Genomic DNA, 12,353 nt, shown 5'->3' on the forward strand with positions numbered 1-12,353 from the left:
CACATGCGGAAGATTATCCCAGCGCTCATCGTGCTCTCGCTCCTTTCAATATTCCTCGGGGTCTACATAGGTCCGGTCGGCCTGAGTCCTTCCGATGTAACGAGCGGCATAGCCTACGGGGTCAAGGTGACTCTCTCAAGATTCTTCCCGTTCAACCTCGGCGAGCCGCCGAAGTACTTCTCAATAATCTGGAAAATCCGCCTTCCCGAGGTTCTTCTTGCCTATCTGGTGGGCCTATCTCTCGCGTCGGCAGGAGTTGCATCGCAGGCACTCTTCAGAAACCCGCTCGCAGACCCATACATAATTGGAATAAGCTCCGGTGCGGCGTTCGGCGCTGCGCTCTCCCTGCTGGTAGGGATAACCTACATGCCCTACCTGTCGCTGGCCTTCTCTTTCCTCTCGGTTTTCATCGTGTACTCCCTGGCCAGGACAAACGGGAAGGTGCCCGTTGACACACTGCTCCTAGCCGGAATAGCATACGGCTTCCTCGCCAACGCCGCCACCTGGTACATCTACGTCACCCACCCGCACAACGCCTACATCACTTGGACGTGGCTTCTGGGAAGCTTCAACGGGGCGGAGTGGAAGGAAGTCCTGATAATGCTCGTTGTTTCCTCGCTCGGGACGGGCTTTCTCATCTGGAAGTGGCGCGAGCTGAACCTGATTTTGCTCGGCGAGGAGAGCATAGCCCTTGGCCTCGACCTCCACCTGTACAGGAAAGTATTCCTTGGCGTTATCGCCACGCTGACGGCCTTCGCGGTCTACACCTCGGGTGTTATAGGTTTCGTTGGTCTCGTCAGCCCCCACATAATGCGCATCATTCTCGGGCCGAACCACAGGGAGCTTACTCCATCAACTGCCCTCTTCGGAGGGATCCTCCTCGTTCTCGCTGACCTCTTAGCGAGAACCGTTGCAAAGCCTCAGGTAATTCCCGTCGGCATAATCACAGCATTTATGGGCGCGCCCTTCTTCCTGTATTTACTCATGAAGCACAAGAGGGGTGAGCTGATGAGATGAGGCTCTTCGCGAGGGTTTCATACTCCTACGGGCAGAGGGAAGTCCTGAAAGATGTGGAGATAGAGGCCAGAAGGGGTGAGCTGTTAGCTATAATAGGACCAAACGGGGCCGGTAAATCAACCCTCCTCAAGTCCCTCGTGGGCATTTTGAAGCCGATTGGAAAGGTCGAGCTGGACGGGAGGGACCTTCTCTCCCTCAAACCGGCCGAGAGGGCCAGGCTGATAACGTACGTCCCCCAGAGCTCCTTCCCGGAGTTTGCCTTCACCGTTGAGGAGTTCGTGGAGATGGGGAGCTACATGACGGGGGGAAGTGTCGAAGACGCCCTCAGGAGAGTGGGCCTCTGGGAGAGAAGGAGGGACAGGATAACGGCCCTCAGCGGCGGGGAGTTCCAGCTTGCTCTGATAGCGAGGGCTCTGGCACAGGGGAGCAGGGCGGTGCTCCTCGACGAACCCACGAGCCACCTCGATGTTAACCACGCGCTAACGGTTATGGAGCTTCTCCGAGAGCTGAAGGGGGAGAAGATCATCATCACGGTTCTCCACGACGTGAACCTGGCCCTCGAGTATGCAGACAGGCTCGTCGTGATGAAAGATGGGGAGAAGTTCTGGGAGGGAAAGCCAGGGGAGATAACGCCCGATGTCCTTGAAAGGGTTTACGGAATTAGGGCAAAAATAGTGGAAGTTGACTCCCACAGGGTCTTTATCCCAGAGCTGGCAAAGGTTTAAAACGAACGTGCGTTTCTTAGGTTAGGGGTGAGAAAGGTGGAGAAGAAAACGGGTACGACAACCGTGGGAATCAGGACGAAGGAAGGCGTCGTCCTTGCCGCTGACACTCAGGCTTCACTCGACCACATGGTTGAGACCCTCAACATAAGGAAGATACTCCCGATAACCGACAGGATAGCGATAACAACGGCTGGAAGCGTGGGCGACGTCCAGGCCCTCGCGAGGATGCTGGAGGCAGAAGCAAGGTATTACCAGTTCACGTGGGGCAGGCCCATGACCGCCAAGGCGATGGCCCACCTGCTCAGCAACATCCTGAACGAGAACAAGTGGTTCCCGTACATGGTTCAGATAATCATCGGCGGCTACGTGGAGGAACCCACACTGGCCAACCTCGACCCGCTCGGAGGGCTTATCTTCGACGACTACACTGCAACCGGCTCGGGCAGTCCCTTCGCAATAGCCGTTCTCGAGGACGGGTTCAGGAAGGACATGAGCCTTGAGGAAGCCAAGGAGCTGGCAGTCAGGGCAGTGAGAACCGCTGGAAAGAGGGACGTTTACACCGGGGACAGGAAGGTCCAGGTCGTTGTCATAACCAAGGACGGCATGAAGGAAGAGTTCGTCGAGTTCAAGGAGTGAACCAATCCTTTTTAACCTCTTTCTTCGGAATCCCTACCATGTGGAAACCGGAGAGCAAAACCCTCGCACTCACTTTACTCCTGCTCCTGTTCTCGTCCCTGTACTCTGCCGTTAAAGTCAGCGAAGGGGCTGACTCCATACTAAAGGAGACCGATAAGATACTGACCCAGGTCGAGGAGATAAGGGGGCTGGAGTTTAAAGAGAAACCAACGATCGTCGTCATAAGCAAAACCACTGCTCTCGAAATGTGGAAGCCCGGAAAGCCCGACCTCGAAAGGCTTCGCAGGGAGGAGCTGGTCTACAAGATGACCCTTCTTCTCCCACCCGACTACGAATACATCAAAGAGGAGAGCGAGAGGAGCGCGGGCTGGATAGCGGCGACCGTTGGAGATACAATCTACATCATCGAGGAGAACTTCATGGCAGATCCCGACACGGCGAGAAGGACGATAGCCCACGAGAGCGTCCACGTACTCCAGAAGCAGTGGTTCAACGCCAAATACGGCGCAGACACCTTCGACGGAACCCTCGCGATCCAGGCTCTAATAGAGGGAGATGCTGATCTGGTTGCAGATATCTACTGCGAGAGGAACGGAATTCCGATCCACAAGATACGCTCGCTGAGCGGGGATCCACTAACGGACATCCACATATTCCCCTACGTCTTCGGAGACTCCTTCGTGAGATACCTCTACGAAAAGGGCAACTGGACGCTCGTGAATCGGGCCTACGAACGCTATCCAGAAACAACCCTTCAGGTAATGGTTCCAGAGTACTACCTTGAAAACAGGAAGCCAAAGAACGTGACGGTAGAAGTCCCAGAGAACTGGAGCATCCTTAGAAACGATAGAATGGGCGTGTTCTACCTTTACGTCCTCATGAGGGACGTTGCGAAGCTCGACAACGATACGGCATGGAACGTCTCAACGAGCTGGATGGGGGACAGACTGATCCTGGCCAACAACGGTACCGATTACGTTATCCTCTGGAAGGTTGAGTTTGAGGATGAAAAAGCCGCCGAACTCTTCGCGGAAACCCTGGAGAAGCTCGCCGATGGGAACACATACGCGACCTTCGAGATAATTCGGGATGATAATGTCGTTACCTTAAAAGCCGTTAGGAGGGTTAGAGTTGAAGCTTAAATGTCCAATATGTGGAAAAACTTACGATGAGCCCGTCCAGAGGTGCGAGTGCGGTGAACCAGTTGAGTTTGAAGCCTTCAATGCAGAGCCTTACCTTGGAAAGACCGTCTGGGAGAGATTCTGGGACTTCTGGCCGATAGAACCAGCAATGGATCTCTCGCTCGGCGAGGGGGATACTCCCCTCGTGAAGTCCAAACTTGGAAAAGAGCTCGGGGTAAAGCTCTACCTGAAGAATGAGACCGCAAACCCGACCTGGAGCTTCAAGGACAGGGGAACGTTTCTGGCGGTGAGCTACGCGGTCAAAGCGGGATACAAGGCCATTGGAACGGTTTCCACTGGCAACATGGCGGCCAGTGTAGCTGCTTACGCCGCGAGGGCTGGCCTAAAGGCCAAAATTCTCGTCTCAGAGAGCGCGAGCGAGGAGAAGCTCAAAACTGTGAGCGTTTACGGTGCGGACGTGATAAGGGTTAGGGGAGATTACGGAAGGCTCTACTTCGAGAGCCTGGAGCTGGGTGAGAAGCTTGGGATATACTTCATCAATTCCGACAACCCATTCCGCGTCGAGGGCTACAAGGGGATTGCCTTCGAGATAGCGGAGGAGCTTACTCCTGACTACGTCTTAATCCCCACGAGCTCAGGCGGTCTGTTCAGGGGAATTGCCAAGGGCTTCATCGAGCTGAAGGAGAGCGGGCTCATCGATGAACTCCCAACGCTGATAGCCGTCCAGGCAGATGGCTGTTCACCGATATGCAGGGCCTTCAGAGAAAGAAGAGAAAGGATAGAGCGCTTCGAAAACCCAAACACGATAGCGAAGGCCATAGCAAATCCGTACCCGCCGAGCGGAAACGCCGTCCTTAAGCTGCTCCGCGAGTTCGGCTGGAAGTGCACCACCGTGAGCGACGAAGAAACCCTCGAAGCGCAGGGAGAGCTTGCAAAGGAAGGCCTCTTCGTTCAGCCCGCGAGCGCAACGGGGATTGCTGTTCTCAAAAAGCTCGTCGAGAGTGAAAAAATCGATGAAGGGGCAAAAGTTGTGTCTATTCTCACGGGGTCAGGATTAAAAGTGCTCGCACATATGCCCTCCGGCAAAATAGTGAATTGTCCGCTGGAAGGACTGGAGAACTGTGTGTCATTTTAGTAAAGTATTCTGCCAAAGATGTAACGATGAGTTGCTGAATACATCAGATCGCGAAATACTTATATAAGATAAAAAACAATGACTCACTTGAGCCACAAAGGTGGCTCCCTTGAGAAAGAGTGGAGGTGGCTCCCTTGAGAAGTAAAAAGAAACTTGCAGTAGCTGCAGTAATCGTCGCAGTGATGGTAACTATGATAATACCCTCAGCCTACGGAGTCCAGCCGGACAACGCCGGAACGCTGTACTCTACATACCTCGACTGGCTCCAGGGAAAGCCAGTGGGGCTGGCGAAAATTAGCTTGGGAATGGACCACCAGATTCAAAGGGCCACCCTTGTGGTTGTGGATTACACCCTCGGGGAACCCAAGATCCTCTATCAAGGACCGATGCTGACACCTACAGTCAAGATACAAAGGATTCCTAAGGGCACAAAAATAGAGACAGTAATCAAAGATGGAAAGGTTGTTAGGGAGCCTAGGACTGTCTACAGGCCAGTTAAGCTACTGATTATCGTCTCGGGTGAGAACTACTGGGGAACCAAGTTCATTGAGTTCCATCCCGAGAAACCATTGACCTCCGTGAACATAAAAGTCCCCCTCCACAGGGACAACATAGGACCCTCAATCCAGAACCTCAACCCTAAAAATGAATTCCAAGCTACTAGCGTGAAAGTGGGAGATATGTTCATGGAGGACGTAAAAATATTCAGGCTTCACAGCGTCCCAGGGGTAGAAGAGCACCTGATAATAAACGAAGACGATACCCTAGCCATTGATTCATTTTCCCAGACCGTGGCCCAATGGGAACAGCCAAGCAGTGACAGATGGGAGCGTTCTGGAAGGGTTAGCACCCCCTTTGGATATGCCTCCGAAGTCCCGACTTCTGATGGGAAAATGAAAACAGTGTACGCCACTGTAAGGTACCGCATTGATAGGTACGATGTATGTGGATACCTAATCTGCAGGACAGTTTATGAACTTATCCCCCAAGAAATCGTGTACTTCTCAAAAATAGACACTGATAACGATCCTGGAACAATACCCTCAAACTTGATCAGGTACAGTCACCTCAGAGATGCAGGTGACGAGTTTACGGCGTATTTCCAAGAATCATCAGACGATGGTGGGGTATACTTTTCAACCTCAGTCTCGGCATGTGCTGGAGAGGGAGTCCAGATATGCTTCTCTGGAACAGTAGATACATACAGACAGTCCTCAAACAACAGACCTGCTGTTAAGGTGATAATAAACAGCTGGCACGGCAACGTTCTCTACTTTGCAAAATATTCCGAGAACGGCAACTACTATGAGGTTCCCCTACAGTGGGGATGAACCTTTTAGACTCTTTTTTATTATTTAAAATGGTGGTACCATGCTCTTTGGAATAGGCCTCATGCCCCACGGGAACCCCGTTCTGAGTCCCGAAGATAAGGAAACGGAAAAGCTCGCCGGAGTCCTGAAGGACATCGGGAAGGCCTTCTCAGACGCTGACTCCTACGTCCTCATAAGCCCTCACAACGTCAGGATAAGTGACCATCTCGGCGTTATCATGGCCCAGCATCTCATCTCCTGGCTCGGCTTTGAGGGCGTTGAACTTCCCGGGGAGTGGGAGACAGATAGGGGGCTTGCCGAAGAGGTCTATAACGCTTGGAAGGAAGCCGAAATCCCGACCGTTGACCTGCACTTCGCCAGCAGGAGCGGAAGGTATTCAAGATGGCCCCTAACATGGGGAGAACTTATACCGCTCCAGTTCCTTGAAAAAAAGCCGCTCGTTCTGCTAACCCCCGCGAGAAGGCTTAGCAGGGAGACACTAATCAAGGCTGGGGAAGTCCTCGGCGAAGTCCTTGAGGGGAGTGAGAAGAAAATCGCGCTCATAGTGAGCGCAGACCACGGGCACGCGCACGACGAGAACGGTCCCTACGGCTACAGGAAGGAGAGCAAGGAGTACGACAGGCTTATTATGGAGCTGATAAACAAGAACCGCCTTGAGGAGCTTCCAGAAATTCCGGACGAGCTGATAGAGAAGGCCTTACCCGACAGCTACTGGCAGATGCTCATAATGCTTGGGGCGATGCACAGAGTTCCAGTCAAGCTCGTCGAGAGCGCCTACGCCTGCCCGACGTACTTCGGCATGGCTGGGGCGCTGTGGGTGAGGGAGTAGCGTGTAGTTGAAATACACACTTTCTTACTATTTTGTGTATTCCCAATACACAAGCTTTAAATACTATCGTGCATTATTTTTACACATGGTTGGGCTGAAGGAGATAACCCTTGAGTACATAGGTGCCCTCGATTACGTTGAGGAGATCGCGCGGGAAGTTGAAATGCCGCATGGAAGCGACATAAAGGCCATAATCGGGCCTAGGAGGGTTGGAAAAACTTTCCTCATGCTGAAAAAGGCAAAGAATATGCTGGAAAACGGTGAGAACGTTCTCTACCTTCCGCTCGACGAGCCCGAGCTGGCAAGAATGGAGGCGAGAGAGCTCGCCGAAGAAGTCAGGAAGGAGTATCCAAGCGGAAAGGTCACCCTGTTTCTCGACGAAGTTCAGGAGTGGGGAGACTGGGACAGAAAGCTCCGCTGGCTCCACGACGTCAAGGACTTTGACCTATACGTCTCGGGCTCCTCGTCGGCACTCCTCTCCTCTGAGATACCCACGAGGCTTAGGGGAAGGCACCTATCACGGCTCGTACTCCCCCTGTCTTTTAGAGAGATTACCGGAACCACCAAAGCTGATACGTTCAGGGAGAGGGGAAGGCTGAAAGCCCTTTTGCAGGACTACCTGAAATGGGGGGGCTTTCCTGAGGTTTGGAAGACCAGGTCTAGGGAAAAGGTCATCTCAATCCTGGAAACGGTTCTTTACAGGGACATAATCGAAAGGTTTTCCTTCCGGGACATAGGAGAGTTCAAGGAGGTCTTTTACCACGTCCTGTCTCTTTACGGGAGCTACTTCACATACCGCTCACTCCAGAGGAGCCTGAAGGCCCTAGGACTGGAGCTAAATGTGAAGACCCTGATAAACTATCTCAGCGCCATGGAGAGCGCCTTCCTGATATTCCAGCTCCCCCTCTTCAGTCCCTCCCACAGAAAGACGCTCGTGAACCCGAGGAAACTTTATCTTGTGGACACTTCATTCACGAATCTGTTCTTTAAGGGGGAAGACGCCGGCAGAAAAATCGAAAACATGGTTTTCCTCGAACTCCTGAGAGAAAAGAGCTACTTCAATCCGATGATCGACCTTTCGTACTATTCCGACGGAGAGAGCGAAGTTGACTTTGTCGTGAGGGAAGGAAACGCTGTAAAAAAACTGATACAGGTAACCTACGAGCTCAACGCCTCAAACTACGAGAGGGAAGTTTTGAACCTCGTTAAAGCAGGGAAAAAGCTCAAATGCGATGATTTAATCCTTGTAACGATGGATACCGAGGACAGAATAGAGGAAAAGGGTAAAGAAGTCAAAGTAGTTCCGCTGTATAAGTTTTTACTCGAAAAGAGACAGAAAAAAGCATAAAGCAAAACTCCCTCAGCGCTTTATGTCTACAATCCTGCCCTCGCTTATGACCACCGTGACGTTGTCCCCCTGCTTAATGGATAGCAGCTTGAGGATAAGCTCTTCGCTCAGGTCAGCCGCGCTGGTGTATAGCGTCCTGTTGCCAACTACAAGTATCCAGTGGGTGTTGCCGTCCTTGATGTATGAGTAGAGGGCCTTTACTTCACCCGCTATCTCCTCCGCCTGAACGACTTCTCCCCTGAGAAGGAACTCTTTAACTTCCCTCTCGTCTTCGAATATCTTTACCTCCTTTGTCTCCGCGTTGACGAAGGCTATCTTGGCAACGCCCGAGCCGCTCCGCGGAATGATCGCCACGCGCCACCAGAGCGTCCCGTCGATGAAAACGGGTATCGGCTCAACGGCCATGAACTGGCTCCAGTCGAAGGTCGGAAGGGCCTTCTTCACGTAGTCTATTGCCTTCACTGGGCCCGTCAGGGGAGTTTCAAACTTGACCTGACTCATCTCGCCCGTGCGGGCATTCATAAGGTAGATTGCAGCCAAACCGTGGGCCTTTCCGTAGGGTTCAACTGCCGTCATCCAGTACTTCCCCCCATCGGTGGCCACAACCAAAAAAGGCTGTCTGTTCCCCTGGTTGCTGACATCGATGAGCTCTATCTGGTTCTCGTGGTGGAGCCAGAGGTTCTTTATGTTGGCGAAGACGCTATCCTTCCAGTAGTTCTGAGCCTCCACAACGTCCCTAACAAGTTTTTCAGGAAAGATAGGGAAGTCCTTGAGACGCTCGTCCTTGATGGCTTCTTCAGGACTTAGATCCTCAACGTTGCCGTCCTCATCAACGATGAAGACGCCGCCCCACTTTGGAACCGTGTAGAAAACTTTGAAATCGTAGGAGATGTAAGGGACGACTATGTACAGTTTTCCGTTGTAGTATAGGGCCCTCGGAAGGTCGAGGTCAACGAGGTAGTGCTTCTTGTAGAGAACCCAGTTCAGGTTGTCAAAGAACTGCATCCCCGGGCCGACCTGAAGTTCTTCCTCGATGCGCTGCATCTTGGCCTGAGTCGTGCCCATATCCACGAACAGGACGCCCTTATCCTTGAGCCTGATAGAGTTCCAGGAGCCGTCGGGAACTATGTAGAAGCCCCACACAGGGGTGCCGTTCAGCATCGTCAGATGCCCGTCGCTGAGGGTGTAGCGTGCGTACTCGATCGTGTCTATGGCGTAGCGATAAGCGGTAAATTTGGGAAGGATTCTAATGTAGCTCGTGGAGAGATTGAGCTCTCCCGTTACGAGCGACGGATGGTACTCCTTGTACAGGTCCGTATTGGCGAAGGGAGACGAGAGAATTAGAGCCACTATCGAAAGGATGAACAGCCCGCCTAGGATCAGCGGAAGCGTGTAGTTTTTCCCCAGGATGTAGCGCTTTGGTTTGACGGCCATTAACGCCCCCAGGGCGAGGAACATGTAGAGTAGCGCAGGATTCCTGTAGAAGCCCATCACGAGCCCGTGGAACCATGGTCTGAAGAACCAGCCCAGGAGAAGAACTGCCAAAGCAATCGCCAACGCGGAATAATCGCGCGCTCCCTTCATTGCACTCACCTCATTTTTTACTATGCCCAATAGTCCACGGGGCTTATTAATCTACCTCAAGTGCGGCCCCACCAAGCCGCCTCCAGTTCTTGTTCACCGTTTCGCGAAAAGTCTTCACATCATCAATGCCCACATCGAAAAACCCTCACAGAACGCTTACACCGGTAAACAAAAACTGTTATAAATGCCAAAAACAATACACTAGCGCCAAAACGGAAATTTTGAGGTGATACCTATGGCAGAGAAGAAAAAGAAGAGGGTTCTGATTTTGGGCGCCGCCGGAAGGGACTTCCACAACTTCAACGTGTTCTTCAGGGACAACCCCGAGTACGAGGTAGTCGCTTTCACCGCCACCCAGATTCCCGACATCGAGGGCAGGATTTACCCGCCCGAGCTCGCCGGTGAGCTCTACCCGAACGGAATTCCCATCTGGAGCGAGGACGACATGGAGAAGATCATCAAGGAGCACGACATTGACGTCGTCGTGTTCGCTTATTCCGACGTCTCCCACGAGCACGTAATGCACCTCGCCAGCAGGGCTCACTCAGCCGGAGCCGACTTCTGGCTCCTCGGGCCGAAGAGCACCATGCTCAAGTCAAGCAAGCCTGTCGTAGCGGTTACCGCCGTAAGAACCGGCTGTGGAAAGAGCCAGACTTCAAGGAAGGTCGCCCAGCTCCTCCAGGAGATGGGCTACAAGGTCGTTGCTATAAGGCATCCGATGCCCTACGGCGACCTCAGGAAGCAGGTCGTTCAGCGCTTTGCGACCTTTGAAGACCTTGACAAGTACGAGTGCACCATCGAGGAGAGGGAGGAGTACGAGCCGTACATCGAGCGCGGCATGGTCGTCTACGCGGGCGTTGACTACGAGAAGATACTGAGAGAGGCCGAGAAGGAAGCCGACATAATCCTCTGGGACGGCGGAAACAACGACTTCCCGTTCTACGAGCCGGACCTCTGGATAGTCGTTACCGACCCGCACAGGCCCGGCCACGAGCTCAAGTACCACCCAGGTGAGACCAACTTCAGGGCGGCCGACGTCATAATCATCAACAAGATAGACACCGCCAACCGCGACGACATCCAGAAGGTCAGGGAGAGCATTGAGAAGGTCAACCCGAACGCGACCGTCATCGAGGCTGCTTCACCGATCTTCGTTGACAAGCCCGAGCTCATCAAGGGCAAGCGCGTTCTGGTTGTAGAAGACGGTCCGACCCTCACCCACGGCGGCATGAAGTACGGAGCGGGCTACGTTGCCGCCAAGAAGTTCGGAGCCGCTGAGATCATCGACCCGAGGCCCTACGCCGTCGGCTCTATCATCGAGACCTACAAGAAGTACCCGCACCTCGACGTTATACTCCCCGCTATGGGCTACGGCAAGAAGCAGATCAAGGAGCTTGAAGAGACCATCAACCGCGCCGATGCCGACGTCGTCATCATGGGCACTCCAGTTGACCTCCGCAGGTTCATGAACCTCAACAAGCCGGCTGTTAGGGTTAAGTACGAGCTCGAGGAGATCGGCCAGCCCAAGCTCAAGGAGGTCCTTGAGGAGTGGGCCAAGAACTGCGAGAAGCTCAAGAAGTGAACTTTTTAAGCCCCTTTTCTTTCTTATATTCGGTGGTAGCTTAATGTATGCTGCCGAACTGAAGAAGGTATTTGAAGTCCAGAGGGAAATATCGGACATCCATCCAATTTTAAAGAAGGTCTATCCGATCGTGGTCGTAAAGGGCGACGAACTGTGGATTTTTGAGCCGGACGAATCCAAGCAGACCTACAATCTCGTAAAGACAGCCAAATCCAAAACTCCCCTGCCAGAAGGCATCAGAGCCGCTTTTCCCGTTGAAGAGTACGACTACAAAATGGCCTGCGTTGTCTCTGATGACGTCTTTGAGTCCCTGAGAGGCTACGTTTCAATATTCCACGAGTTCGTGCACTGCTATCAGTTCGAGTGCTGCGAGCTCGAGCTTAAAAAGTCGCTCGAAGTGTTCCTGGAGGAGCAGGCCAAAGGCAACTACTCCTGGGAGCTGAACTATCCGTTCCCCTATGAGAAGGGGGAGTTCCAAAGGGCCTACGCCGAATTTCTCTCGGCTCTCGAAAGGGGAGACGCTGAGGGCGTAAAGAAGAGCCGCAGAGAGCTCAGAGAGCACCTAACAAAGAAGGAGTACGAATACATGGTCTGGCAGGAGTGGAAGGAAGGACTGGCGAGGTTCATAGAGAACAGGATACTCAGGAGGCTCGGACTGCCAGAGAACCACTACGGCCTCGAAAAGCCCTGGGATCGAACATTGTTCTACGAGGGTGGGGCGAGGTTCATAGACTTCCTCACGGGAGGCTCCCCTACCGACCTGAAGGGACTCTTCAAGAGCATGATGGAGTTTTAGTTCATTTTCCAGGATTTTTCAAAACCTCTCCTCCTGATGGGCTTTTATATGTCACCTTCACTTTCGGGCGCTTTGCTGTCCACCCAAAACCTTTTATCCAAAAACGTCCAACTCCTTCTGCCCGGGGAGTGCCGCCGAAGGCGGAGCCGATGAACTTGGGCGGGTTAGTACCCCCTTTATTCTTGTGGGGCGTGTGAGAACTTGGGCTTCTCAGGGTTTATAAATGAG

The 12,353-nt window shown here is 53.0% G+C and carries 10 protein-coding genes and 1 pseudogene; 10 read left to right on the top strand and 1 reads right to left on the bottom strand.

Annotated features, from left to right (window positions below):
• Positions 1–3 precede the first annotated feature (3 nt).
• The 8 genes and pseudogenes from ACZ5TN_RS06520 to ACZ5TN_RS06555 all read left to right on the top strand — a co-directional run bounded on the left by ACZ5TN_RS06520 (position 4) and on the right by ACZ5TN_RS06555 (position 8,163).
• Positions 4–1,017, top strand: coding sequence for a FecCD family ABC transporter permease (locus ACZ5TN_RS06520; protein WP_464916288.1), 1,014 nt, complete (start codon positions 4–6; stop codon positions 1,015–1,017).
• A gap of 68 nt (positions 1,018–1,085) precedes the next feature.
• A pseudogene (locus ACZ5TN_RS06525) lies at positions 1,086–1,742 on the top strand (ABC transporter ATP-binding protein); the annotation flags it as partial.
• Between the two features lie 36 nt (positions 1,743–1,778).
• The gene (gene psmB, locus ACZ5TN_RS06530) at positions 1,779–2,378 is read left to right on the top strand and encodes an archaeal proteasome endopeptidase complex subunit beta (RefSeq protein ID WP_464917549.1); all 600 of its coding nucleotides are present in this window, start codon (positions 1,779–1,781) and stop codon (positions 2,376–2,378) included.
• Positions 2,379–2,416: 38 nt separating this feature from the next.
• Positions 2,417–3,520 (top strand): eCIS core domain-containing protein, encoded by a 1,104-nt coding sequence (locus tag ACZ5TN_RS06535; protein ID WP_464916289.1) that lies wholly within the window; start codon positions 2,417–2,419, stop codon positions 3,518–3,520.
• On the top strand, positions 3,510–4,655 hold the full coding sequence (gene thrC / locus ACZ5TN_RS06540; protein WP_464916290.1) for a threonine synthase: 1,146 nt from the start codon (positions 3,510–3,512) through the stop codon (positions 4,653–4,655). The genes ACZ5TN_RS06535 and thrC overlap by 11 nt, the downstream gene beginning before the upstream one ends.
• A gap of 134 nt (positions 4,656–4,789) precedes the next feature.
• Positions 4,790–5,986, top strand: a complete 1,197-nt coding sequence (locus ACZ5TN_RS06545) for a hypothetical protein (RefSeq protein WP_011251154.1) — start codon at positions 4,790–4,792, stop codon at positions 5,984–5,986.
• A gap of 40 nt (positions 5,987–6,026) precedes the next feature.
• Positions 6,027–6,815, top strand: coding sequence for a DODA-type extradiol aromatic ring-opening family dioxygenase (locus ACZ5TN_RS06550; protein WP_464916291.1), 789 nt, complete (start codon positions 6,027–6,029; stop codon positions 6,813–6,815).
• Between the two features lie 85 nt (positions 6,816–6,900).
• A complete protein-coding gene (locus tag ACZ5TN_RS06555) occupies positions 6,901–8,163 on the top strand; it encodes an ATP-binding protein (RefSeq protein WP_464916292.1) in 1,263 nt (420 codons plus the stop codon).
• A 12-nt stretch (positions 8,164–8,175) separates the two neighbouring features.
• On the opposite strand, the gene ACZ5TN_RS06560 is transcribed toward ACZ5TN_RS06555, so the two are convergent.
• Positions 8,176–9,747 carry a hypothetical protein gene (locus ACZ5TN_RS06560; RefSeq protein ID WP_464916293.1) on the bottom strand — a complete coding sequence of 524 codons (1,572 nt, stop codon included), beginning with the start codon at positions 9,745–9,747 and terminating at the stop codon, positions 8,176–8,178.
• A gap of 235 nt (positions 9,748–9,982) precedes the next feature.
• Here ACZ5TN_RS06560 and ACZ5TN_RS06565 point away from each other — a divergent pair, with 235 nt between their 5' ends.
• The gene (locus ACZ5TN_RS06565; protein ID WP_011251150.1) at positions 9,983–11,329 is read left to right on the top strand and encodes a cyclic 2,3-diphosphoglycerate synthase; all 1,347 of its coding nucleotides are present in this window, start codon (positions 9,983–9,985) and stop codon (positions 11,327–11,329) included.
• Positions 11,330–11,372: 43 nt separating this feature from the next.
• Positions 11,373–12,125, top strand: coding sequence for a hypothetical protein (locus tag ACZ5TN_RS06570; RefSeq protein WP_011251149.1), 753 nt, complete (start codon positions 11,373–11,375; stop codon positions 12,123–12,125).
• Positions 12,126–12,353: the final 228 nt, after the last annotated feature.

This window comes from Thermococcus sp. JCM 11816, assembly GCF_055396515.1.